Origin of the sequence: Terriglobus sp. RCC_193 (assembly GCF_041355105.1) — a bacterium.
GTDB lineage: Bacteria > Acidobacteriota > Terriglobia > Terriglobales > Acidobacteriaceae > Terriglobus.
Window position 1 is genome coordinate 1,713,084 of sequence record NZ_JBFUPK010000001.1, and the last position, 25,609, is coordinate 1,738,692.

A 25,609-nucleotide genomic window follows, 5' to 3' on the forward strand; every position below is an offset into this window, starting at 1 on the left:
AGGTGCGCGAAGCTCACCTGGGCCATCGCGCTTCAGCGCGATCTTACGGTCGAAAGACCGTCATTCTGAGCAGAGCGAAGAATCCCGACGACCCGTCCCGCAGCACAACCGCCCATTCCTTCCGCTGTACAAAACCAAACCAGCTTCGCAACGCGAAGCTCATACGAACGAAGTTCGTCCACGCGTAGCGTCGAGAACGGTACGAAGTACTGTGGAAACCCCATAAGCGATACTGATACTCCATGCGCACCGGCCAGCCCAACCCCGAAGTGGAACCAAGCCTGGCCGAAGCCTCCGAGCTGAAGCGCAACACGGCCCTCCGCAGCGTCCTCGCGGCCAGCGGCATCACGCTGCTCAAAATCATCACGGGGCTCTCCACCGGTTCCCTCGGCATGCTCAGCGAGGCGGCGCACTCCGGCATCGATCTCATCGCCTCCTGCCTCACGCTGTTCAGCCTTCGCCTCTCCGACCTTCCCGCCGACGAAGACCACACCTACGGCCACGGCCGCGTGGAAAGCCTCTCGGCTTTCATCGAAACCGGATTCATGCTGGCCTCGTCCATCTGGATCATTTATGAGGCGGTCCACCGCATCCTGCGCTACGCCCACGGCCAGAGCCTCGACCTGCAGACCTCCATCTGGCCCGTGTTGGTCCTCCTGCTCTCCATCGCCGTGGATTACACACGCTCTCGTGTCCTCGCCAAAGTCGCACGCGAATCCCACTCGCAGGCGCTCGAAGCCGAAGCCCTCCACTTCGGCACGGACATCTGGTCCAGCGCAGCGGTTCTCACCGGCCTCCTCGCAGCCTTTCTCGGCAAACGCCTCGGCATCGCCGCGCTCGAACTCGCCGATCCCATCGCCGCCCTGATCGTCTCGCTCATCATCCTGAAGGTCACCTACACACTCGCGCGCGAAACCGTCGACGCCCTGCTCGACGCCACCACCCCGGAGATGCGCAAGCAACTCGTCGACGCCATCCGCGCCGTCGAAGGTGTCGCCTCTGTCAACGACCTCCGCATGCGCCGCGCTGGCACGCGTTACTTCGCTGATGTCGCCATCGGCATCCGCCGCAACACCACCCTCCAGCGCTCGCAGCAGATCGTCGCCGCCGCCACTGAAGCCGTGCAGCAGACCATGCCCGGCACCGACGTCGTCATCCGCACCATCCCCTACGCGGGCCGCAGTGAAAGTGTCTTCGACCGTGTCCGCGCCGTCGCCCTGCGCAACAACCTCTCCATCCACGACGTCTCCGTGCAGGACGTCGAAGGTGGCCTGGCCGTGGAACTCCACCTCGAACTCCCCGAGCACATGCAGCTCCGCGAAGCCCACGACACCGTCACCCGCATCGAGTCGGAGATGAAGCAGGAAGTCCCGGAAATCCGCTCCATCATCACGCACATCGAGTCGGAAGAAAGCACGATCGAGGCGGCGGTCCTACTGCAGCACGACCGCGACCTGGAAGACGCCGTACGCCGCGCCGCCGCAGGCTTTCCGGAAGTATTGGACGTCCACAACATCGTCACCACACGCAGCGGCGATCACCTGCAGATGAGCTGCCACTGCACCATGCACGACGACCTGTCGATGGGCGTCGTCCACCGCGTCATCACCCAGATGGAAGCCGCCTTCCTCCGCGAACGCCCCGAGGTCGACCGCCTCCTCATCCACCCCGAACCAGCCACCGACAACGACCGCTGAAAGACGATTGCCGCTAAGGTGCAACCTCGCCGGCAATGTTCGCTGGCTGCACATTCTGGGGCTTGAAGTCCGCCAATGGGCCCAGCGGAAGAATCATGCGCAGCGAATTCATAATCGACAGCAGATCGATCCCCTCCTGCGCCAGCGCACCCTGCAGAGGCGGCAACAAGCCAAAGGCTGCCGCGATCATGCCGCCAAGACTGAGCGCCATGCCGCCCACAGCGCTCTCCAGCGCAATCCGCCGCATGCGATGCCCGATATGAATCAACTCATCCACGGCTTCGAGCGAAGACTGCAGAATCACCGCCCCTGCCGCCTCCGCCGTGATATCGCTGTTCACCCCCAGCGCCACGCCCACCGTCGCTGTCATCATCGCAGGCGCATCGTTGATGCCGTCCCCCAGATACAGCGTCGGCGCCTCCGCCGTCAGTTTTCGAACAACCTCCACCTTTTGCTCCGGGCTCATGCCGCCGTACACCTCGGTAATGCCCATCGCCTCTGCAAAGGCCACGACCTCCTGCGGACGATCACCCGACAGCAGCACAATCCGCTCAATCCCATGCCGCATTCCCACGTGGCGCAGAAACGACTTCGAGTCGGGCCGCGGCTGGTCGTGAAAGCGAAACACTCCAGCCAGCAACTCATCCACAAGCACAATGCACTCCAACCCTGGCACAATCGGCGGCAGCTGCTCGCGCATCGCGGGCGGCAACTTCCCGCGCCCTGTCACCGTCAACCGATGTCCCGCGATCACGCCCGATAGCCCTCTACCCGGCAGCTCCGACACCTCGCTCACCGCGGGCAGAACAACGCCGTCGTCCGCCGCCCGTTCGCGGACGGCATCGGCCAGTGGATGCTTCGAGTAGCGCTCCACCGCCGCCGTCATTCCCAGCAGCCGTTCGCGGCTCCACCCGCCAAGCGCAACGATCTCGTGCAGCAGAGGCTTGCCATACGTCAGCGTCCCGGTCTTGTCGACGACCAGAATGCGGCAGCCATCCAGCTTCTCCAGGATCGACGGATCTTTCACCAATATCCCACGACTCGCCGCCACCGAGATCGCCCCAATCACCGCCACCGGAATCGCCAGCAGCAGCGGGCATGGCGTTGCAATCACCAGCACTGCAAGAAACCGCTCCACCGAATGCGACACCAACCCGCTCACCAGCGCAATCCCAACCGCCAGTGGCGTATACCAGCTCCCCAGCCGGTCACCCAGCCGACGAATCTTCGGCCGCTGCTGCTCCGAATCACGTAGCACCGCCACAATCCGCGCATAGCGCGAGTCCGCAGCCGGCCTGTCTGACCGAATCGTCAGCACAGCATTGCCATTAATCGCGCCTGAAAGCACAGACGCACCCACTGTCTTCTCGATCTGGTACGGCTCCCCCGTCAGGTACGACTCGTCCATGCTGCCATCGCCCTCGACCACCGTGCCGTCCACCGGGCAGATCTCATGTGGAAAGATGCGCAGCCGCTGCCCAGGCACAATGGTGTCGATTTCGACATCGACCATCACGCCATCGTCCTGCAGCTTATGAGCCACTTGCGGCATGCGTCTGGCCAACGCCGACAGTACGGACGATGCCCGCCGCGTCGCGTAGTCCTCCAGAGCCTCGCCACCTGACAGCATCAGGATCACAATCGCCGCAACCCAGTACTGCCCCAGCGCAGCCGCTACCGTGATCGATAGCACCGCCAACACGTCCACACTGAAATTGCCCCGCAGAATCGCCAGCAGGGGGCGAAGGACAATCGGCACTCCAGTTGCCACAACGCCAGCCAAAAGCGCGGCTCGCCCTGCCGTCGCCTGGTGAAGAGGCCAGATCAGCAATGCGGCAAGTGCCATGACACTGCCGATGAGGATGGCAACCGCCACCGAAGAGATACGGGTCGCCACGTCCTCTAACCATTTCATGACGGAAATCATAACCTTGCAGCGACCTGGCCCGGCACGGATTCACACCCAGCCATCTACAACCCACGTGCAGCCTCTCAGAGTTCAGATCAAGCCCGTGAGAAAACGGCGCTCCCGGGAAGAACAACCAGAGGACCAAGGGCCCGCTCTAACTTCCTCACGGCCCGATAAGATACCCACAGTGAAGATCCGCATCCGTTACCACGACAACTCAGGCGAACTCTCCGCCGGAGCCGCTCGCGCCTTTCGCATCGGCACCACGGTCCTCGCCATGTCCACCGTGGCCCTGTTCTCTGCGCTCATCACCATGCGCCTCGCAATCCACACGGGCGAAGTGGAAACGCCAAGCCTCACCGGCATGACGCTTGAAGAGGCCGCGAATGCCTCCAACAATCGCAAACTCAATCTCACCGTGGAGAACCGCTTCTACTCCACCACCGTCCCCGCCGGACGTGTCCTCTCGCAATCGCCCGCCGCAGGGGCCACCGTCCGCAAGGGCTGGCACATGCGCATCACGGAAAGCCTCGGTCCCCAGCGCGCCACCATCCCTGACACCGTGGGCATGTATGAGCGTGACGCAGGCATGGCCATCCGCCGTGCCTCACTGGACCCCGGAACCACGGCCCACCTGCCCTCACCCGGCCCGTCGGACATCGTGCTGGCGCAGACGCCACCCGCCAACGCCGAGGGTGTCGATAAGCCCGAAGTCAGCCTCCTGCTCACCGAACCCTACACGGCACAACCCAAGGCATGGGTCATGCCCAACCTCGTCGGCCTCAGCTACTCCGCCACCTCCGCCCGCATGCGCGACATGGACCTCCGCGTCTACGCCATCGTGCCGCAGCCCGCCACCCCCACCACAGACCCCGGCATCCCGGCACCACCGCCCGTTCCCATGGTCCCGGCAGGCTATGTCCTCTCACAAACTCCAGCCGCAGGCGCCCGCGTCACCGCCGCAGAGATAGCCAAGGTCAAGATGAGTGCCGCAGCCGCCCTCTCCGACCCGACAACCCTGATCACGCCAACTCCCGCGCATTAACCCGACCACCAACAAACCTGGACCAGGCACGAAGTCGGGTGCCCCAGGTTCGCGAAGCTAACCTGGGTTATCGCGAAGCGATCCAGCGCACAGAGTGATCCCGCGCAGAGTGTGTACCCAGCGAAGCTCAACGGTAAAGACTGTGTTCTCGATGCTGTCAAAAGGAAGCCGGACCAATCCGAGGTACAGACTCTGTTCTCGATGCTGTCAAAAAGAAGCCGGACCATTCCACAACCACAGCAACAAGCGCCAAAGGCGCGCCGAGATATTAGCCTGGGCCGAAGGCCCAGGTAGGCCGCCATCGAAGAGCAAAGGGCCAAAGGCCCGCCCTATCTGGTTTAGTGGAAATTATGCTCGTAGCCGTATCCTGAAACCAGCGTGAACTCAAAGACCCAACCCGCCATCTCCCCCGCGCGCGACGCCGCGATCCAGATCCTCTACCGCGTCATGTCCAGCGCAGCACATTCCGACGATCAGTTGCACTCCCCCGCCGTCAGTCGCCTATCCCCTGAAGACCGCAACCTGACCACCGCCCTCGTCCTCGGAGTCCTCCGCTGGCAGTTGCAGCTCGACACCGTGATGCGCCCCATGCTCCAGCGCCCGGACGCGGAACTGCACGAAGCCGCGCTGCTCGCCCTCCGCCTCGGTATCTTTCAGTTGCTGCACATGGACCGCATCCCGCCCCACGCCGCCATCAACGAAAGCGTCGAGATGGCGCGCGCCAACGGAGCCGCTCACGCCGCCGACATGGTCAACGCCATCCTTCGCCGCGTCCAGCGAGAAAAGGATGCGCCCAAACGCACACCGCTGATCGTCACCATGACACCCGAAGAGCAGGCGCACCCCGAGTGGCTGCTGGCACGCTGGCGCAAGAACTTTGGCGCCGCCGCCACCCGCCGCATCGCCGCCTACGACCAGCAGGAGCCGCCCTCCGGCATGCTCTTCCCGCCGGAAGAAGGCCTTCCCCAGATCGACGACGGCTCACGCCTCATTGCTGAAATCACAGCCGCTGCCGTCTCCAGCCCGAAACGAATTCTCGACTGCTGCGCCGCTCCCGGCGGCAAAACGGCGGTGCTGGCCATGCGTCACCCCCAGGCAGAGATCATCGCCTGCGACATCAACCCGAAGCGCCTGGAAGCCATGCGGAAACGGATGGACCGCTCCGAATCTACAAAGCACGTCAAGACGCTTCTGGCCGACATGACCGACCCGCCAGCCGAACTGCAAACCGGAAACTTCGACCTCATCCTGTGCGATGCACCCTGCAGTGGAACTGGAACTCTTTCCCGCAACCCCGAGATTCGCCATAGGTTACGAGCAAGCGATCTACCCCGCCAGGCCGACCGGCAAAAAGCGATCCTGACACAAGCCCTGCAGCTTCTCGCACCCACCGGACGTCTGGTCTACTCCACCTGCTCATTGGAGCCAGAGGAAAATCTGGCAGTCGTACAGGCCGTAACCTCTGCCGGAACCTTTCGCACAATCGACGTCGCTCCCCTGCTTCCAGAGTCCGCTTCATCCGCAGCAGTCGACGGCACGCTCCGAACGCTCCCCGGCACCCACCCCTGCGATGGCTTCTTCGCAGCCCTGCTGAAGAAAAGCACCTAAGGCTCTCCCGGAGAAAAAGCACCTAAGGCCCGTGTCATTCTGAGCGAAGCGAAGAATCCCGACGAACTCTCATCCTGCCAAGGCCTCTGGAAGTTTCCAGCCACAACCCAAACCAGCTTCGCGCAAAGCGAAGCTCCTACGGTCGAAAGACCGTCATCCTGAACGAAGCGAAGCGGAGCTGAAGGACCTGCATTCCCTCACCTCTCTACGAAGCTTCGCGGCAACCCACACCGTGCCGCCCCACCCGTTACTTCATCTTGATCCCCGCCGGAATAAAGCTCTCCCCCTTCAGATACGCCCCCAGGCGAACCGGGCTGCCGTGCTCAATCGTGATCGTCCGTTCCATCCTTTCCCCCGGCTTGAGGGAAAACGGAATCTCCGGTGGCGTCACCATCCTGCCATCCACTCCCGGCTCCATCCACACCTCAAACACTCCGGCCTGCGCGCTCCGCCCCTGGTTTTCAATGGTCAGTGTCGCCTGCGTCGGACTCACCGCCGTCAGCCGACGCGCCACCAACGGCGTATCGATGTCCAGCCCCATGCCCTTCACCCATTCCGGATTCCACACCGCCTTCTCCGGGTGAACCTGGTTACCGGATGAATCCATGTTGTCCTTCTCCGTTAACTTGTCGTAGTACGCAACCCACACTCTGCACCAGCATTCGTTATCGTGAATCGCATTGCCCGTGGGCAGTCCCGGCGTCTGGTTCAGAAATCCCACCAGTTGCGGATAACGGCTGCGCCACGGTTCTTCCTTGTACGGCATGGCCTTCAACCGGTTCAACAGTGCCGGATTGGTGCCATCAAAATAGGCCTTTTGCCACCCCATGCCACGCGCGTCAAAGTGGACGCCAATGTCGTCGTCCACAAACCTGTTCTTCTCCAGAATGTTGTCGTTGCCGCCGCCAATCTTCACACCGCGAGCAGCTCCCCGAATCACATTTCCAACCACAAACGACCCACTGGATTCGTCGTCCAGATAAATCGCGTTGATATCCCCCAGCCCCAGGTTGTGAAAGTAATTGCCGCGCACCGTGTTGCCGCGCTCCGTCGTATCCGCACCAATGTAGTAGGCGCTCGCATCGGCCGTCTCCATCGCCACCGTATGCAGCTCGTTCCCCTCAATCAAATGTTCATTGCCATGTACCCAGATGGCGAAGTGCGGCGCATGGTCAATCGTGTTGCCGATCACGCGGTTCCCCACGCCCCACACATTGACTCCCGGCGTATACGTCCGCGACCAGCGAGCATAGTCGTGAATATGATTGCGTGCCGCAACATGCCCGGCAGCCGTAAGGGTCTTGCGATCACCGCCATCCAGAACAATGCCGCCATCGCCCGTTGTACGAATCTCCGAGTCTTCCACTGCATCTTCAACTCCACCGCGAATCACCACGCCTGTGTTGCCGACGTTGGCAATGCTGCAATGTTCCATGCGGTCATGACTGCCGTCATGTATCACAATTCCATCCGCGCGCGTCAGCTCAAATGCAATATCGCGGAACTCCACATACGACGCGCCTTCCATACTCACCAGCGGCGTATCCAGCAGTGAAACCTCCGCCGTTCCGGCAGCAATCGCAGACGGCGGCCAGAAGTACAACACACCCGCCGCGCGATCCAGATACCACTCACCCGGTTCGTCCAGTTCCTCCAGCACATTCACCACCTGCCAGCGTTGCCCGGCCCGGTAGTTGTAATTCGGATTGGGTGCTGCGGTTTCGATGACATGATGTGTCGCATCAATGGAGGCGATGCGCTCGTAATGATCGGCCCAGTCGTAATACCAATAGCCGTGTACCCACGCATCAGCGGCCTTCGTCCAGCGCGCCGCACGTTCGCCCTCATACACAAACTGGTTCTGCGCTTTATCTTTCGTGGCTGCATCCGTGTAAGCCCAGCCAACGTTCGGCCAGCGCGCCAGCGTCATCGGCTGGCCATTGAAAAACAACTCCAGCGCGGCAATGTGCGGTCGCCCCATGCCACGCGAAACCATCTCTCCGTAGTTGGTGATCCCCTGCGCGCGCAGGTCGGCGCGCAAAATCTCTCCCCGCCACTTCTTGAACCTGCTTATCGGCGCGCCACCAACCATCCGCACCTTCTCTTCCGCCACAGCGCGATAGACCACCGGCGCTGCCGCAGTCCCGCTATCCGCTGCCGTAAGCGCAAACGTCGTGGTTCTGCGGTAGTCACCACCCCGCAGCCAGATCGTGATGGACACATCATGCTTCGCCGCACGCGCTGCATCCCGTGCCCGTTCCAGTGACGCAAACGGCCGAGCCTTCGTACCAGGATTTGTGTCCGCCCCTTTCGGCGAAACATAAAACTCCTCACCACAAACCTGCACCGCAGAACAAAGCGCCAAAAGAACAACAACCGCAAAACGCCGCACATACGTCAAGATCAAAGGAAGCCCCCGGATACGCATCCCCTGCCGTCGCCACGCAACATTCCTGCCCGCGTGCAAACAGTCGCGAATGACCCAGCAATTCTGTCACGCTGTCCATATCCCAGTCAGTACCGACAAACACCACGGCAAAATCGTTCCAATTTCTGAAACCCGCTTTTATGACGGACACTCAAAAGCGGTTTATGCAAGAATTTCTTCGACGATTTGTCGAATCAGAGTCCGTCCGTTCGTCGACAGAGTGAAGGCGGCCAACTCCGACCCGCCTGAACAAGGTGCCAGATGTTGTTTTTCCGCGATTTGAGAATTGCCGTGCGTTCCCTGGCGCGAGTTCCCGCGCTGTGGATTACCGTCGCTCTTACGTTGGCCTTGGGTATCGGTGCCAACGCCGCCATCTTCAGCGTAGTGCGTGCCGTGCTGCTTCGTCCGTTGGCAAATGCCGACGAGAATCGGCTGCTTTATCTGCGCCAGAGCGCCCCGGGTATCGGTCAGGAGAACGCAACGTTCTCTGTCCCTGAGATTAAGGACATTGGCACCAGACTCAAATCCATTACGAAACTCGGCACATTTTCCGAGGTCGATTTCACGGTAGTCGGCCTGGGCACGCCACGCGAAATTCCAGCGGGCGTGGTGGACGGAAACTACTTCGAGGTCATGGGCCTGCACCCCGTGCTCGGACGCCTGCTGACTCCAGCCGATGACGGTCAGAATGCCGCCGGAGCTGTCGTGCTGACCTATCACTTCTGGAGGACATCGCTGCACTCCGATCCAGCCGTGATCGGAAAGACGGTGCGGCTTGAGGGTCCCACCGGTGCACGCTCGGCGACGGTGGTCGGTGTTCTGGAGCCATCCGTTCCTTATCCCGTGGCGACTGAGATCATCGCGAACCTCGTCACCAGCCCGCATCACCTCTCCGCCACCATGGTGACGGGGCGCGAGCATCGCATGACAGAAGTCTTCGCACGGCTGTCTCCCAACGCCACCGTGGACAATGCGCGTGCGGAACTGCGAACCGTGTACGGCGCGATGGTGGCCGCGCATCCAGAGGTCTACAAGCCGGAGAACCACTTCCGAATCGACGTAACGCGCATGCACGAACAGATCAACTCACGAGCCAATACCATCTTGTGGATCCTGTTCGCGGCTTCGGGCCTGCTCTTCGTCATTGCCAGTTCGAACGTTGCCAATCTGGTGTTGGCGCGAACCGTGCGCCGCGAATCGGAGCTGGCCATACGCTCGGCACTGGGCGCAAGCAATGCTGTCCTGCGCCGTTCTCTGTTGGCTGAGAGTCTCGTCCTGTGCGGCAGCGGAGCAGTCGCCGCAATAGCCCTCGCCATACCGATGGTGGCCGTGCTCGGGCGTTATGCATCACGCTTTTCCGTGCGCGCCAACGACCTCACGCTCGATTTCAGCATGGTGTGGTTTGGGATTGGGCTGGCGTTGGTGGCGTCCGTCTTTCTGGCATTCATTCCGCGGCTCCCCTCGGCAGACTCACCCCAGGGTGGCCTCACCGGCCGTGGAGCGCGCGTAGCCGGCGGCAGCAGCCGGCGTCTTCGCATCTTTGCGGTCACGCAGATCGCAGCTTCGTTCGTGCTGCTCGCCGGAGCATGCGTGCTCATGAAGACTCTCTTTGTGCTGGAGCAGACGCGGCCGCCATTCGCCTCAGCCAACGTTCTGGCAGTGAATCTTCCACTCATGTCCTACGGCAAAACACCCCTGCAGGTGGATGAGTTCTATCGCGAAGTGCAACGTCGTGTCAGCGCGCTGCCCGGAGTAGAACGCGTGTCCTCAGGGTTCGGTACTCCCTGGCGCGATGATCGTGGCCTGGGTATCAGCTTTCAATTTGCCGCGGAAGGCGCCAAACGCGAAAACGGCCAGGATTTCCGCGCAAAGTTCCGGGTCGTATCGCCCGGATTCTTCGATACCTTCGGTGTCCCGCTTCAGGAGGGTCGCGACTTTAAAGACAGCGACCGCGACGGTTCCGAACGAGTCGTCATCATCAGTCAAAGTCTTGCGAAGCTTCTGTACCCAGGACAGGATGCGCTCAACCGTAAAGTGCAGTGGACAGACGGCGTCATCAAGTTTGTCGGTATCAGCCCCGAGCCAAGACGCATCATCGCCGTGGTCCCCGACTTCGACGACGAAAACATCATCCCCGCACCCGCCATGACGATCTACGAGCCCGTCGAACAGGAACAGGGATGGACCGGCCGCCTCTTCGTCCGCTCCAATCAGGACGCCTACTCGCTCGTCCCGGCCATCACAAAAATCGTTCACGACCTATCCGCGGACCAGCCCGTCGAAAAGGCCAGCACGCTCGGCGACGTCCGCGCGGAGGTGCTCACCCCAGACCGCCTCAACGCGATTGTCTTCGGCGGATTCGCCACCGTGGCCCTCTTAATCTCCGTGGTCGGTGTGGCGGGCGTTCTCGCTTTCTCTGTCAGCGCGCGCACACGCGAGTTCGGCATCCGCATGGCGATGGGCGCTCTGCCGCGCAACATTCTCGCCATCGTTCTGGTAGAAGGCGTGGCGATGGCCGGCATCGGAGTGGGCGCAGGTGTAGCAATAGGTTTTGCGATCTCACGCATCGTCGCCAGCTACGTCACGGAGATCCATCAGCCGGGAACGCTTGCGTTTGTCGCCTCCGCCGTGGCCATCCTCGGTGCGGCCGTCATTGCTGCAGCCGTTCCCGCGGTGCGTGCCGCAAGAGTAGACGCGGTGGAAGCACTACGTTCCGAATAACCCGTGCACGCCAGGCGCGTCATCCAGCGCAGTTCCAACGGTCGAAGACCGTCATCCTGAGCGAAACGAAGTGAAGTCGAAGGACCTGCTTTCCTCGACACCTTCTACGAGTTTGAGGAAGCCGGCTTAGCGTTTCGCTCCTTTGAAACGAGCTCTTCCGTGACGAACGATCTGACAGGAAACCAATGGAGTGTGATTCATTTCCTTGTGTTTACAAACCCTGACTTCGCTCGTCAGTCTTGTAGTACCGGCACTTGAGTAAATCGATCTGCAAACGGGACGAATGCTATGACAGGAAAAGAAGCGGTGGGAACGCTGCTGATCGCAGCATGTGCCATAGGCAGCCTGAAGGGACAGGTGCCTCAATCCGCTCAGCCGAAACAAGACCCAACGGCTGCAACCGCAACTCCGCTGGCCTTTGAGACCGTGTCGGTGAAGCCCTCTCCTCCTGGCTCGTTCCCATTCGTGTCGGCATTCGTTCGAAACAAGACAGCACCGATTTACGGTCTGCAAACGATGGTGGTTCCGGTGCAGATGACAATTGCCTATGCCTATCACATGCAGATGAGCGAGGCCAAAGCCACATTCGACAAACAGCCCAGTTGGGTGAAGCACCGGATCTACACACAGACCTTTCGGATTGAGGGCGAGGCAACACACGACCAGGTGCGTGAAATGCTCCGGACTATGCTGGCCGATCGATTCAGCCTGCAGATTCATGAATTCACCAAGGAAGGAGTGGTGAACAGGCTTGTGATGAGCAAACCCGGCGTGCTGGGATCAAAGATTAAGCCACATCCGGCAGGGGCGAACTGCTCGACCCAAGAGGATGCGTCAGTGGGCAAAGCGCCTGACGCTTCCACACCTCCCGTGACGAACTGTGGCTTTAGTTACTACTACCTGCCCGGAGGAGTACTACATGTTGCCTTAACCGACACGACGATTGCCGACGCGGGGCGGGCTTTGACCAGCATCGGTGTCGGAGGCATAGAGACCAAGCCGCTCCTGGACGGGACAGGGCTGACCGGGAAGTACGATCTAACGCTGGAGTTTCGCCCCGACAGCGGCAGCCCTCGCATCAATCCAGGAGCGGACGACGGTGACGCACCAACACTGATTCAGGCGCTGGCGCAGCAACTCGGGATGCGGTTGGAAAGTGGAACGGGACCAGTCAGGATCGTAATCATCGATCACATCTCTGAGCCGACTCCAGACTGATCCTTGGCATCCGTCTCTTTCTTCCTGCGGAAACCAGGTGGTCTTTAATCACACGAGGCTGCGCTGGTTGCCGTGGCAGCGCAAGAATTACTACCGGGAAACACTCCTGTGAGAAGGCAAAACCTGGCGACACTCATCTTCCTAAGTAGTCCTACATCCCCAACGTGGATGAGTTTTTTGAAGAGTAGAAAACTTCCAGGAGAAGATATCTTGCGTTTCTCTTCTGCAGAGTCTTCAATGGCTCCCACATAGAGGAATGCGATGAATCGACAGTTGCAGCCTGCCCTTACCGCCTTTGCCGTCGGACTGATTGGCCTTGGTGTTCTCGCCCTCATTCACGGCGACTTTGCGCTCGTCTGGCAGCCTGTACCGGTTTCGCTCCCGGGCCGGTCCGTCCTCGCTTACGCTTCCGGTTTGCTGATGTTCTTTGGCGGTATCGGCCTGCTCTTCCGCGCCTCCGCTGCGTGGTCGGCCCGCCTCCTCTTCCCCTATCTTTTCGTTTGGCTGCTGCTCAAAGTACCCGCACTCGTCGTGGCTCCCAAAATGGAAGCCGTCTGGCTGGGCTTCGGTGAGATCGCCGTCCTCTTCGCAGCAGGATGGGTCGTCTTCGCCACGCTCGCCGAACCCAGTTCAGCCCCGATCCTCACACTCGTCTCGGGTCAATGGGGCATCCGCCTGGCGACCATGCTTTTCGGTATCGCCTTGATCCCCATCGGTCTCTCACACATCGTCTATACCAGCCAGACCGTTGCTCTCATTCCAACGTGGCTCCCCTTCAGAACCGCGTTGGCCTACCTCACCGGTGCCGGACAGATCATCTGTGGCGTGGCCGTTTTGTTGTCAATCTTTCCGCGCATTGCCGCAGCGGTCGAGGCCGCAATGGTCAGCCTGTTTGCCATCCTCGTTTGGCTTCCTGCAATCCTCGCCTCACCCAAGGCCAGGCTTCCCTGGACAGCGTTCTTCATCACTTGGTTCTTCGCTTCCAGCGCCTGGGTCGTGTCGCGCGGCATATCTTCTGACCTGCGCACACCCGATGTCGCTACGAAAAAGTGACGTTCCCCTCTTCATGACCCTGGATTGGCATCGCCAGCGGGCTTCCATGTTTCACTTCGAATAGCCAAAGAGCGCATCGAAAACCTTAGCCGCGATGTCTCGGATCTCGGTTGCTCCAATCGCCTTCGGAGCAAACTTGGATTCGAGCTGCAGTGCGGAAAGCGTTGCGAACATCGCATGAACGGCTGCGGAGCGACTGATCGATCCCTTACCCTTTGGCGCCGGCCCCAGCAATTCCACATACCTCTTCTCCTCGTCCGCTGAAACAACGGAAGTGTAGGTTTGATTCAACCGCTCTTTCGCTTCGGGATGACGGACGACAAACAGCCGGTACTCTAAAAGCAACAGCCCCCAGGTGTCATTCGTAGCGAACTCCAGAACATACTTCCGCATGGCAGTGAGATTGCCTTCGATGCTTTTCGAAAAGGACAGCAACTCCTGCATCTTCGCCCTGTACCGAAGCGCCTGTGCCTCATAGAGAGCCAGAAAGACTTCTTCTTTGCTCTTGAATTGCCCATAGATCGCGCCCTTGGTACGCCCGGCTTCACTGGCAATGACACCGAGATCGGCCTTTTCATACCCGTCTCGAATGAAAATTTTCTCAGCTGCTGCTAAAAGAAGTCTTCGAGTCTCCTGGGTCTTCTGTTCGTGTTTGTTGAGTGTGGAAGCAGGCATGTCTTCTACTTTAGTGCGGATCGTCACAGTGAAGGGAACCCACGCTGCGGTAGACGTGTCTGCAATGGGAACACCCGGAGTTGGAATGATCGCTTTGTGTGACATTGTGGGCCCTTCCTGTACAGCAGTTCTTCTTAGCATCAGTTGCAGCAGACGTTGACCTTACCGAAATGCGTTCTGACCCACCGCCGCAACAGGGCGCACGGTAGATTCCTCACGTTTCAGAGAGGCCACATAGTGCTTTGCCAGCGCCTTCGCGAACTTGTCTGCCACTTCCGTGCTCTCGGATTGCATACGGATTGAGGCCTTGACCTGCTCCCTCTGATCCAGATGTCCGGTCGCATCGGTCAAATTCACGTCGAAGGTTACCTGTGTCGTACCAACGAACATGCCCACCGGTCCAAGCGCGGCGCGGTAGACCTGGTTTCCCTGCTTGAATGCCTGAACGCGGATCTTGATCGTGTAGGCCGGGCAGGATCCATCGGGTGGCACTTCGCCGTCACGGTAAACGTGGCTAACGGTCTTAACGCCCTGGAGACGGGAGATCACATGCTCATAAACCAAAGCCCGGTAAGCTGCTGGAACCTGTGATCCTTCCCAGTTTGGAGCCATGACCGATACGCTGCCGGGATTGGCGCTGACACCGGCACAGTTCTTTGGAACTGCCGACCGCTGTATAGCTACAGGTACTTTCTGGAATGTCGCCAAACCTGCCTCGGCCTGGACGGGCGACATGTTGAAGACAGCCGAATGCTTCCCTCCTCGACCGTCCACAAAATCAACCGTCAGCATCCCAACACGATGGTGCATCACCGCAGCGGCTGCCAGGCCTCCACCGTCAGGGATGACCATCCGGACGATCTGTCCGGTCATTCCCCATATCTCCACCCGATCAGAACCATTGCTCACCGCAACAATGGAACTGCGCGGGATACTCGTGTTCGATGACTTGGCGGTAAAGACCAGAGAATCGGCGCTCAGCACGAGCTTCCCTTTCTTGTTTGCCTTGGTATCGGGAAATCCGTACACGTGTTTGGCGTCTACTGTTGACCATGTAGCAACTGCACTGCTTGCATCCGTCGTTGCCTGCCCCTGCGTGACGGGCATAAAGCCCAGGTGAATCACCGCTAACAGAAGAACTTTCAAAGCTGTGCCATTTCTCAATTCCCAAGTCATAAGTCGCCCTCAATGCGTACTAATAGGTATATACCAATAAGTATCTATTTGACAAGCTGACCTCCTCGAGTGCCCGTCATTCTGAGCACAGCGAAGAATCCCGAGGAACTCTAGTCCTGCCAGGATCCTTGCAACCTTTCCAACCAAAACCCAAACCAGCTTCGTATCAGCGAAGCTCCAACGGTCCAAAAGACCGTCACCCAGCAAAACTCATACGGTCGTAGACCGTCATCCTGAACGAAGCGAAGCGGAGCTGAAGGACCTGCATTCCTACACACCCTCTACAACGCACCAGGCCCCCCATACCAACCACCAGCCACAAGACCGGGTGCCCCAGGTTCGCGAAGCTAACCTGGGTATTCGTGCGAAGCACGAACCAGCGAAGCTCAAAACACACGAAGTGCCCCAACAAAGCTCCAATGTCGAAAGGCCGCGCGGGTTTTGATTCATACTCCTGTTTGTTTTTTGGGCCGCGCGGTTCTTGATTGCGGATTTTTACGGCAGGGCTGAAGCCTGCCCTTCGAAAGAAGACGCGCTTTGCGCATTGGATCGCTCCTTTACCGCTCTGCCGAGGTTAGTTTCGCGAACCTGGGCACCCAGTTTTGGGCTGCTGGTTTGTTTTGGGTTTCCTAGTGCGTTGTAGTGGGTTGAGAGGAATGCAGGTCCTTCGACTCCGCTGCGCTTCGCTCAGGATGACGGTCTGCGACCGTACGAGCTTCGCCTTGCGAAGCTGGTTTGGGTTTGTGGCTGGAAGCTTCCAGGGCCTTGGCAGGATGAGGTTCGTCGGGATTCTTCGCTTTGCTCAGAATGACGGCCCAAGGGACGATCATGGCTGGCCGCTTCTTCAAGAACCGCACGAAGTACCGCCGAAGGGCATCGAGAAGTGCTGTCAAGCCCCTAAACCACCCAACCCCAACAAATCAAACCAAATAGAGTTGGCATGGTATTTCCCCCAAACCACTAAAATAGAAACAGGACAGAAAAGGGCCGCACAAAGCGCGGCCCTAACCCTTTGAGAAAGACGATTTTGCCCCTAACCCCAACAGGAAGACGATTTTACAGACACCAAAACCATAACCCCAATGAAAAGACGATTTTAGAAAACAGAGGGGGAGGGGGGCCCCCTGGTCAGGAACCGAGAAGTTCGCCGCTCTTCAACTGAAAGCCCCGCAGAAAATCCGCAGCGGGCATCCGCTTCTTACCCTCAAGCTGCACCTCATCGAAGACGATGGCCGAGCCGAACCCGCAACCCACTTCCATCGCTCTATCGCGTACGGTGAGCGTTCCAGACTGCTGGCCGTTCCCTGTTCCCTCGTTTGCAGGAGCAACATGCATCGCATGCACGATCAGCTTCTTTCCTCGCAACGAAGTGAAGGCTCCGGGCCAGGGCTGAAACCCCCGGAAACGCTGGTCAATCACGCGAGCAGGCTGCGTGAAGTCGATGCGTGCATCATCACGAGTCAGGATCGGCGCAAGGGTCGCCAGCGAATCATCCTGCTCTTCCGGCACGATGCTTCCAGCTTCAAGCCCCGCAAGCGTCTCTACCATCAACTCCGCACCAATCTGCGCGAGGGACACAAACAGCTCCGGCGAAGTGGTCGTATCTGTAATGGGAACAGACCGCTTCAACAGCATCGGCCCGGTATCGAGCCCGGCATTCAACCGCATCGTGGTCACGCCCGTTTCCGCATCGCCCGCCGCAATCGCCCACTGAATGGGTGCAGCGCCACGCCAGCGAGGCAACAGCGAACCATGCCCATTGATGCAGCCATGCTTCGGCAGGTCCAGCATCCATTGCGGAATGATGCGGCCATACGCGACCACGATGATGGCATCGGGCGCAATGGCTTCCAGCGTGGAGCGAAGCTCCTGGTTGGTCTTGAGCTTCTCCGGCTGCAGCACGGGGATACCGTGCGCCGTTGCAGCCACCTTAACGGGCGTAGGATTCACCTCGCCACTGCGGCCCACCGGCTTGTCCGGCTGCGACACCACCAGCGCCACCCCATGCCCGGCGGTAAGGAGTGCCTCCAGAGTAGGAACAGCGAAATTTGGTGTGCCGCAGAAGACCAGCTTCATGCGATTACCACTCGCCGTTCTTGATGAGCTTGCGGATGCGCCGCAGAATCAGGTCCTTCTTCAGCCGTGAAAGCCGGTCGATGAACAGGATGCCGTCGAGGTGGTCCAGCTCATGCTGGAAGGCGCGCGACAGCAGTTCCTCACCATCAATCTCAAACCACTTGCCGTTCACATCCTGTGCACGCATACGCACGCGGAAGTGGCGGCTCACCTTGTCACGGATATCCGGCAGCGAGAGACAGCCCTCTTCCTCGGTCTGCTTCCCTTCCTTCTCAATGATCTCCGGATTGATCAGGACAAGGCGATCTTCCGGGTTCTTACCCACGGAGAGATCGACGATATACATGCGCTTGCTGATACCGATCTGCGGCGCAGCCAGACCGATGCCTTCAGCGGCGTACATGCTCTCGAACATGTCGTCCGCCAGCTTCTTCAGGTCGGCGTTGAACTCGGTAACAGGCTCTGCCTTCTTCTGCAGCACCGGCTCCGGATACTTCACGATGGGATAGATCATTGCCTTAGAACTTCCGGATCTGCTCAAGATAACCATTGAGGTTGCGCTGCGTTTCCACCAGGCTGTCGCCACCGAACTTCTCCAGCGCCAACCGTGCCAGCGTAATGGCGACCATCGCCTCAGCCGCCACACCAGCAGCAGGGACCACGCAGACATCGCTGCGTTCATACGCCGCCTTAACCGGTTCGCGGGTGTCGAAGTTCACCGACGCCAGCGGACGGCGCAGCGTGCTGATGGGCTTCAGATAGCCGCGCACGGTCACGTCCTGACCGTTGGAGATGCCACCTTCAATGCCACCCGCATTATTGCTCTCACGGGTGAAGCGCGTGTGCGCTGCGGCAGCTTCCTCTTCCGTGGCGTAGTGAATGGCGTCGTGCACGGTCGATCCCATGGACTCCGCAGCCGTCACACCGCGGCCAATCTCAACCGCCTTGACCGCCTGCAGACTCATCACCGCCTGCGCCAGCAATCCATCCAGGCGGCCTTCCCAGGTCACGTGGCTTCCGATGCCGGCAGGCACGCCATGCGCTACCACCTCAAAGACCCCACCCACGGTATCCCCGGTACGCAGCGCCTTATCCACTTCGCCCTTCATCTGCTGCTCGACTTCAGGATCAATGCAGTTCAGCAGGACGGCCTCACGCGCGGTGCTGGCAACAATCTCGTCCCACTGGTAAGGCCGCTGCAGTTCCACAGCGCCGACACGAACCACGTGCGAAAGCACCTCAATCCCCAATGAGCGCAGGAGCATCTTGGCAATGGCGCCAGCGGCCACGCGTGCCGTGGATTCGCGTGCGGACGCGCGTTCCAGGATGTAACGGGCATCCGCGAAGTTGTACTTCAGAGCGCCTGCCAGATCTGCATGGCCCGGGCGCGGCGATGCCACAGCCTTATGCCGCGAGGGATCGCCTTCTTCCACTGGGAGAATCTCTTCCCAGTTCTTCCAGTCGCGGTTGGCAATGGTCATCGCAATGGGCGAACCAATGGTCTTACCGTGACGAACACCGGAGAGGATATGCGCGGTATCCGTCTCGATACGCATGCGACCGCCGCGGCCGAAGCCCTGCTGGCGCCGCCACAGTTCACGTGCAAGGAATGCGCTGTCCACCGGAACCCCGGCGGGGAGGCCGCTGAGCATGGCCACAAGAGCCTCTCCGTGGCTTTCACCGGCTGTAGAGAATTGAAGCATCTTCCACCCTGATCAAAACTCGATTGTAACAAGTAGCGAGAGGGGTTTTCAGTGCGGATCATGGAGGCGTCCGCTGACAACGAGTGCAAAATCTGTACGAAAACAGGGCAACGTCTCACCCGAAAGGTGGGTCGGTTTGGCTCCGCTGTGGCATAGCTGACCCGAAGGGTGAGGACTAGGCTGTCTTTTGTAAACCTATGGAAATTCAGAATCAAAGTGATATCACGCCCCTGCTGAATGAGGAGATCCGTCGCTTTGAGACGGGTCGTGTGGCGTGGCTGCATTTCACACCCGAAGTGGAGAACCGATACCTGCGCGATACCGCAGCATCGCGTGCGAACACGCTGCTGACCCACGGCCTGTTCGCGGGCATTGTGTACGACTTCTTCCTTCTCAGTGACTACTTCATGGCGCCAGACCATATCCTCCGCGCCGCATTTGTACGCCTCTTAATCTTCACGCCCATCATGCTCCTGGCCGCAACCATTGTTCGATACCAGCAGAATGTAGCGTTACGCGAAATCAGCGTAGCGATCGCCTGCCTGACGGGAACCCTGGGCATCCTTTATCTGCATCACGGGATCAATAGCACGGTCTCCATCGAGGCGCAGCTGGGACTGATCCTGATGCTGTTAGGCATGAATTGCCTGATCCGCCTTGAGCTGGTTTATGCCACTGCGACAACGTTACTGATGGCAGTGGCAGACGTGCTGTGGCTAAAGAACGATGACTTTCTCCCTGTGACGCATAAGTTAGTGGTTGGCGGCATGATGGTGTGGTCTGTGCTGCTGACGCTTGCTGCCAACTATGCCATCTCGCGTGATCGCCGTTTCTCCTATCTTCTGCAACTACATGGAAGACTGCAGAGAGGCATGCTGGCCGATGCAAATGCAGAACTCGTGGCGCTTTCCTCCACGGACCGCCTCACTGGATTGCCAAACCGGCTGGCCTATGACTCACGACTGACACTCATATGGAATATGACCAGGGAAAGCCGTACGCCGCTCAGCGTAGTGATGGTGGATGTCGACCATTTCAAGCTTGTGAACGACACCTATGGCCATCCCTATGGCGACCGCGTTCTGCAACGTGTCGCGTCGCTGCTGCAGCAGGCGCTGCGTGAGGAGGACGACTTTGTGGCGCGCATAGGAGGCGAGGAATTCGTGGTGCTGCTGCCCCATACCGACTCCATTTCCGCAGTCAAAGTGGCGGAACGTATCCGTACCCTGGTGCAGGTAGCCGGTTCACCCGCACTGCAGCGAGATACAACACTACATCATGAGGTCTGGACCACAGTCAGTTGTGGCGTAGCCACTCAGTTGCCCTCCCATGCAGGCAGTGATCCGGCGCAACTGATTGCGGATGCGGACGCGGCCATGTACCGGGCAAAACAGGAAGGAAGAAACCGCGTGTGCTGCGCGCCTATCCCGCCGTCGCCCGCACGACTGACCATCTTCCCGGGTGGTGCACAACGCGCTTAGCGCCTGTGCTTTGCTGCGTATAAAACGGTTCCGCCACGCGAAAATCTTTCGCGAGTGCTACGCTTAATGCCATGGCGATGACCCTTTTTCAACACCTGCGCCAGCGCCACACGCCTGAACTGGCGGCGCTGATTACCGCGATTGCCGATGGCGCGACAACCATTGAACGCAGGATCCGTACCGCTGGTCTGGACGATATTCTGGGCGCGGCTGGCAGCGAAAACGTGCAGGGCGAAGCGCAACAGAAGCTGGACGTTCTTGCAGACAACACGCTCATCGAAGTCATGAAGGCGTTGCCATCCGTGGCTGCCGTAGTCAGTGAAGAAGATGAAGAGCCTGTGATCTTTGAGAACCGGCCCGACGCGAAGTTCATTGCTATCTTTGATCCGCTCGATGGTTCCTCCAACATCGACGTCAATGTCAACGTGGGAACCATTGTTTCCATCCAGGCATTGAAGCCCGGCGTCTCCGTGAAGGAAGCCATTCTGCAGCCCGGTTCAGAGCAGATTGCCGCGCTGTATGTGAATTACGGCCCATCCACGATTCTGGTCTACACAGCAGGTGATGGCGTGCATGCCTTCACACTCGCCGAGGGTGAGTTTCTGCTAAGCAGCGAAGGCATGAAGATGCCCGAGCAGGGACCGTATTACTCGATGAACGAGGGCAACATCGGCGAATCGCAGCAGGTGTACAGCAAAGCCATTTCGCGCTTTCGTGATGGCACCCTGGTCGGTGGCAAGAAGTACAGTTCGCGCTATGTGGGATCGTTCATTGCAGACTTTCATCGCACCCTGCTGAAGGGCGGCGTGTTCCTCTATCCGGCGACCAAGAAAGCTCCCAATGGCAAACTGCGCCTGCTGTATGAGGCCAATCCATTGAGCTTTATTGCAGAGCAGGCTGGAGGCGCCGCCAGCAATGGACGCTATCGCATCCTGGAGATCGTGCCTACGGAACCGCACGTACGCACGCCCCTGATTATCGGCAGCCAGTCGGAAGTGGCTGCGATCGGCGGACTGATTTCCATCTCACCAAGGGAGTAGTGTGACGGAAGTTCAGTCAGCCAATCGCATCTATTACGACGAGCCTGCAACGCTGGAGTTTACAGCCGAAGTCACTGCTATCCGTGAACTGGCAAGAGTGGATGGCCAGCAGGTGTGGCAGATTGCGCTGGACCGTACCGCCTTTTATCCCACCAGCGGAGGCCAGCCCTATGACACGGGTGTGCTTGTAGCAACAGCACGCTCCGGCGCTTCGCTGGAAGTACCCATTACGAACGTCGAAGAAGATGAAGCCGGTGAGGTGTGGCACACCACCGCCAAGCCGTTACAGGAAGGCACAACCGTCTTCGGTCGTATTGAAGCGGCGCGCCGTCACGACCACATGCAGCAGCACAGCGGCCAGCATCTGCTTTCCGCAATTCTCGACCGCGACTTCGCTGCACGCACTGTCTCCTTCCACCTGGGAGACGATGTCTCCACCATTGATCTGGAAGGCCCGACACTCACCGACGCGCAACTGCAATCCGCCGCAGACGAAGCGAATCGCATCGTCGCTGCAGCGCTGCCGCTTGGTATCCGCTATGTCACCAGCGCAGAAGCCGCTGTGATGAAAGAACAGGGCCTGCTGCGCAAGCTGCCTCCTCGCTCCGGCAATATCCGCATCATCGAAATTCCAGGCATCGACACGAATGCCTGCGGCGGAACGCACGTTACCACGACGGCAGAGATTGGTCCGCTCATGCTGCGTGGGACAGAAAAAGTACGTGGCAATCTGAGACTCTCTTTTGTCTGCGGGAATCGCGCGCTTGCCACGGTCAATGCAGACTTCTGTCGATTGCGGGAGGCGGCATCCATACTTACGACAGCGCCATCTGAAATCGTCGCCAGCATCGAACGCATCCGCACAGAAAACCGCTCACTGCAAAAGGAACGCGCCAATCTTCTGGACGAAATCGCATCGTTGGAAGCAGGCAAACTGGCCTCGGCTGCACATGGAAGTGTCATCCATTCCCTCCCACCGGATCGCGATGCTGCGTATGCAAAATTGCTGGCGTCCAAGCTAGTCCGCGAAACCACCACGCCGGTCGCATACATCGTCGCCACTGACGGAGAACGAGCCAGCGCAGTGCTCGCCGCAAAGCCGGGCGTACTCGACTGCGGAACAGTGCTGCGAACCGCTCTGAATACGCTGGAAGCACGCGGCGGTGGCAGTGCGGAAATGGCGCAGGGAGCGGTCCCGGCAGAACAAGCCAAATCACTGCTCAATGCACTGCGCACCTCTCTTCCCTAAGCCCCTCCGTGGTTTCAACACACCGTGGAAACGTCTCCCTAAGACTTTGAGCACAGAGAGGCTTCCTGTTACACTCAGGATGTTGTTCGCGCCGCAGGATGTGACGCTGGAGCAACAAATGGGCAGCGGAAACGCCTGCCAACCCCTCAAGGGCCTGTAGCTCAGCTGGGAGAGCGCCTCGTTCGCAACGAGGAGGTCAGCGGTTCGATCCCGCTCAGGTCCACCAATCCTTCCCCAAAGTCTTCTATCCACAGCCATACTTGCAGACATTCTGATCGCTGTGGTGCGGTCCCCATCGCACGCAGAAAAATTCTTTCCTAACCGCTTTCCAAACTCATTGTCTAATCGAGCGAATGGAACGGGACGAGTCAGCAGCCATCCAGCGTGTGCTTCGCGGTGATCGCGATAGCTATCGCCTGCTCATGGAGCGGCATTACCCGGTTGCGTATCGCATGGCTTTTCGTATCACCGGCAATGCCGAAGATGCGGAAGAAGCCACACAGGACGCATTCCTTCGCGCCTACCGCAAGCTGGAAAGCTTTCGGCATGACAGCAACTTCTCAACCTGGGTGAACCGCATCGCAATGAATTCTGCACTCAATCTCGTGGAACGCCGGATGCGGGACATAAGCCATGGAGCGCAGAAGCTGGACGAACCCGCATCTCCCGGAACGCTCCCACTGCAGGTGGCTGATGGCCACGCGGGACCGGAGAGGCAGCTTCTGAATGCGGAGTCGGCGCGGTTGCGCCTCAAAGCGATGGAAGCGCTCACGCCGATGGAGCGTACGGCATTCACCATGCGACACATGGAAGATCTCTCCATTGCCGAGATTGCAGAAGCTCTGCGCGTTCCAAACAATTCCGCAAAGCAAGCGGTCTTTCGCGCCGTAAGCAAATTACGAGTTTCATTAGCTTCGCTTGCAGGAGGAATGCGATGAGCCATCAACATTGGCCCGACAACTTGCAAAACGATGAACAGGAACTGATCGCTTTCCACCTGGGCGAAACATGCGATGAAAAGGCTATCCGCGCACGCCTGCAAACGGATGAGGCATACGCTGCGCTTTCAGAATCCATACAACGCACACTTCGCATCTTTTCTGCAGAGCCCGTACCTGCACCGGATACCCAGGCTGCATGGCTACATCTGCGAAACAGTCTTCCCGTCCTTGAACCTAAAAAGCAGACGTACTTCTGGCAACGATTCGCCCTCGTACCTGCTGGCGCCATCGCCTTACTGTTGCTGATCGCAGCTTTTTTCGTGCCACATCTTCTGCGCAAACACGCAGAGACAAATGAAGCAGGAGTGATCCAGCTTCGGGTACCTGCCGCGAGCATTGGACCCCGGGGCGTCTCGGATCATCTGGACCGCGCTGAACGGTGGCTCACCGTCGTGAATCATGCAACCGCACCCTTGGACGAGCAGACACAGGCAGAAGGTGAGCGATTGCTTACCAGCAATGCGGTGTATTTACGTGAGGCGCGTAACCGTGGCGATCTGCCGGATGCATTTGCACTGGAGCGACTGGGGCGTGTGCTGACGTCAGCACACAATCCGGATGAAGGTGGAATGCATCTGCGGGTGGAGATGAATACCGACGGCCTTTTGTTTGACCTGCGCATCCTGCGCCAGAACCACAGCCATCTGACTGGAGAACCCCAATGAAACTGACACTTCGCACAGCATGTCTTTTTGCTGCGTGCTGCACTTCCCCGCTGATGCATGCCGCCACATTCGAACTACCTGCAGCAGTCTCTGCCGAAGATGATTACGCGCGCGGCACACAGGCGCTGGATCAACAGCGGTGGCAGGACGCCATTGCCAGCTTCGATCGTGTGGTGGAAACCAAGGGTAAGAAGGCAGACGCCGCACTGTATTGGAAGGCGTATGCATTGAACAAGCTTGGTCGCAATGAGTTAGTAAGCAGCACCTGCGCACAATTACATACAAGCTTCGCCAGCAGCACCTGGAACAAGGACTGCGCTGCACTTACCGTTGCAGGCGCTTCTTCAGATGGCAATGTTTCGTCGGACCACGGTCCCCGACACAGTAGCGCTGGATCTGACGCAGACTTGAAAGCTCTCGCTTTGAACTCGCTGCTGAACCGTGATCCTGCACAGGCGTTGCCGCTCATTCGCAACATTCTCACCGGAAGCAATCCCGTGGAATTGAAGCAGCGAGCGCTCACCATGCTGGCGCAGAATGCTTCACCGGACGCTCAGGCATTGGTACGCGATGTAGCGGCAGGAAAGATTGCGCCGGAAGAACAGAAACATGCCATACGCATGATGGGTGTCTTTCAAGGCAAACGTGCCGATGACACACTTGCAGAGATCTATCGCACCTCGAACGATCATGCCATCAAGCGAACGGTAATCTCGTCGCTGTTCATTGCTGGCGATGCTCCGCGAATGGTCGAGCTTGCACGTAATGAAAAAGACCTGAGCCTGAAACACGATATCGTTTCCCAGCTTGCCCTGATGCAGGACAAAGCGGCAACCGATTACATGATGGAACTTCTGAAGTAAG

General features: G+C 59.1%; 19 protein-coding genes and 1 tRNA gene. 13 read left to right on the forward strand and 7 right to left on the reverse strand.

The window, feature by feature from the left end; genetic code table 11:
• The first annotated feature begins 242 nt into the window (after nucleotides 1-242).
• Nucleotides 243-1,697 carry a cation-efflux pump gene (locus AB6729_RS07200; RefSeq protein ID WP_371080900.1) on the forward strand — a complete coding sequence of 485 codons (1,455 nt, stop codon included), beginning with the start codon at nucleotides 243-245 and terminating at the stop codon, nucleotides 1,695-1,697.
• A 13-nt stretch (nucleotides 1,698-1,710) separates the two neighbouring features.
• On the opposite strand, the gene AB6729_RS07205 is transcribed toward AB6729_RS07200, so the two are convergent.
• Complete coding sequence (locus tag AB6729_RS07205; protein ID WP_371080901.1) at nucleotides 1,711-3,612, reverse strand: heavy metal translocating P-type ATPase; 1,902 nt, start codon at nucleotides 3,610-3,612, stop codon at nucleotides 1,711-1,713.
• A 181-nt stretch (nucleotides 3,613-3,793) separates the two neighbouring features.
• Between AB6729_RS07205 and AB6729_RS07210 the strand changes: the two genes are divergently transcribed.
• Nucleotides 3,794-4,651, forward strand: coding sequence for a PASTA domain-containing protein (locus AB6729_RS07210; protein ID WP_371080902.1), 858 nt, complete (start codon nucleotides 3,794-3,796; stop codon nucleotides 4,649-4,651).
• A gap of 378 nt (nucleotides 4,652-5,029) precedes the next feature.
• Nucleotides 5,030-6,259: an RsmB/NOP family class I SAM-dependent RNA methyltransferase gene (locus AB6729_RS07215; protein ID WP_371080903.1), complete on the forward strand. Its 1,230-nt coding sequence runs from the start codon at nucleotides 5,030-5,032 to the stop codon at nucleotides 6,257-6,259.
• A 247-nt stretch (nucleotides 6,260-6,506) separates the two neighbouring features.
• Here AB6729_RS07215 and AB6729_RS07220 read toward each other — a convergent pair whose 3' ends face one another.
• Nucleotides 6,507-8,666: a right-handed parallel beta-helix repeat-containing protein gene (locus tag AB6729_RS07220; RefSeq protein WP_371080904.1), complete on the reverse strand. Its 2,160-nt coding sequence runs from the start codon at nucleotides 8,664-8,666 to the stop codon at nucleotides 6,507-6,509.
• Nucleotides 8,667-8,948: 282 nt separating this feature from the next.
• Here AB6729_RS07220 and AB6729_RS07225 point away from each other — a divergent pair, with 282 nt between their 5' ends.
• From AB6729_RS07225 to AB6729_RS07235, 3 genes are all read left to right on the forward strand, one after another.
• Entirely contained in the window at nucleotides 8,949-11,408 is a 2,460-nt protein-coding gene (locus AB6729_RS07225; RefSeq protein WP_371080905.1) for an ADOP family duplicated permease, read from the forward strand.
• A gap of 288 nt (nucleotides 11,409-11,696) precedes the next feature.
• Nucleotides 11,697-12,626, forward strand: coding sequence for a TIGR03435 family protein (locus AB6729_RS07230; protein ID WP_371080906.1), 930 nt, complete (start codon nucleotides 11,697-11,699; stop codon nucleotides 12,624-12,626).
• Between the two features lie 261 nt (nucleotides 12,627-12,887).
• Nucleotides 12,888-13,679, forward strand: a complete 792-nt coding sequence (locus AB6729_RS07235) for a DoxX family protein (RefSeq protein ID WP_371080907.1) — start codon at nucleotides 12,888-12,890, stop codon at nucleotides 13,677-13,679.
• A 51-nt stretch (nucleotides 13,680-13,730) separates the two neighbouring features.
• On the opposite strand, the gene AB6729_RS07240 is transcribed toward AB6729_RS07235, so the two are convergent.
• The 5 genes from AB6729_RS07240 to aroC all read right to left on the reverse strand — a co-directional run bounded on the left by AB6729_RS07240 (nucleotide 13,731) and on the right by aroC (nucleotide 19,309).
• Nucleotides 13,731-14,354: a TetR family transcriptional regulator gene (locus tag AB6729_RS07240; protein WP_371080908.1), complete on the reverse strand. Its 624-nt coding sequence runs from the start codon at nucleotides 14,352-14,354 to the stop codon at nucleotides 13,731-13,733.
• Between the two features lie 162 nt (nucleotides 14,355-14,516).
• The gene (locus AB6729_RS07245; protein WP_371080909.1) at nucleotides 14,517-15,500 is read right to left on the reverse strand and encodes a hypothetical protein; all 984 of its coding nucleotides are present in this window, start codon (nucleotides 15,498-15,500) and stop codon (nucleotides 14,517-14,519) included.
• A gap of 1,158 nt (nucleotides 15,501-16,658) precedes the next feature.
• On the reverse strand, nucleotides 16,659-17,606 hold the full coding sequence (gene fmt, locus AB6729_RS07250; RefSeq protein WP_371080910.1) for a methionyl-tRNA formyltransferase: 948 nt from the start codon (nucleotides 17,604-17,606) through the stop codon (nucleotides 16,659-16,661).
• A 4-nt stretch (nucleotides 17,607-17,610) separates the two neighbouring features.
• Nucleotides 17,611-18,120, reverse strand: a complete 510-nt coding sequence (gene def / locus AB6729_RS07255; protein ID WP_371080911.1) for a peptide deformylase — start codon at nucleotides 18,118-18,120, stop codon at nucleotides 17,611-17,613.
• A 4-nt stretch (nucleotides 18,121-18,124) separates the two neighbouring features.
• Nucleotides 18,125-19,309, reverse strand: coding sequence for a chorismate synthase (gene aroC / locus AB6729_RS07260; RefSeq protein ID WP_371080912.1), 1,185 nt, complete (start codon nucleotides 19,307-19,309; stop codon nucleotides 18,125-18,127).
• A gap of 197 nt (nucleotides 19,310-19,506) precedes the next feature.
• Between aroC and AB6729_RS07265 the strand changes: the two genes are divergently transcribed.
• From AB6729_RS07265 to AB6729_RS07295, 7 genes are all read left to right on the forward strand, one after another.
• On the forward strand, nucleotides 19,507-20,790 hold the full coding sequence (locus AB6729_RS07265) for a diguanylate cyclase domain-containing protein (RefSeq protein ID WP_371080913.1): 1,284 nt from the start codon (nucleotides 19,507-19,509) through the stop codon (nucleotides 20,788-20,790).
• A 71-nt stretch (nucleotides 20,791-20,861) separates the two neighbouring features.
• The gene (fbp, locus tag AB6729_RS07270) at nucleotides 20,862-21,830 is read left to right on the forward strand and encodes a class 1 fructose-bisphosphatase (RefSeq protein ID WP_371080914.1); all 969 of its coding nucleotides are present in this window, start codon (nucleotides 20,862-20,864) and stop codon (nucleotides 21,828-21,830) included.
• Between the two features lies 1 nt (nucleotide 21,831).
• Entirely contained in the window at nucleotides 21,832-23,079 is a 1,248-nt protein-coding gene (locus tag AB6729_RS07275) for a DHHA1 domain-containing protein (RefSeq protein WP_371080915.1), read from the forward strand.
• Between the two features lie 150 nt (nucleotides 23,080-23,229).
• Nucleotides 23,230-23,305 (forward strand) — tRNA-Ala (locus AB6729_RS07280).
• Nucleotides 23,306-23,432: 127 nt separating this feature from the next.
• Nucleotides 23,433-24,017 carry an RNA polymerase sigma factor gene (locus AB6729_RS07285; protein ID WP_371080916.1) on the forward strand — a complete coding sequence of 195 codons (585 nt, stop codon included), beginning with the start codon at nucleotides 23,433-23,435 and terminating at the stop codon, nucleotides 24,015-24,017.
• Nucleotides 24,014-24,745, forward strand: coding sequence for a hypothetical protein (locus AB6729_RS07290; RefSeq protein ID WP_371080917.1), 732 nt, complete (start codon nucleotides 24,014-24,016; stop codon nucleotides 24,743-24,745). Before AB6729_RS07285 ends, AB6729_RS07290 begins: the two co-directional genes overlap by 4 nt.
• Entirely contained in the window at nucleotides 24,742-25,608 is an 867-nt protein-coding gene (locus AB6729_RS07295; RefSeq protein ID WP_371080918.1) for a HEAT repeat domain-containing protein, read from the forward strand. The genes AB6729_RS07290 and AB6729_RS07295 overlap by 4 nt, the downstream gene beginning before the upstream one ends.
• Nucleotide 25,609: the final 1 nt, after the last annotated feature.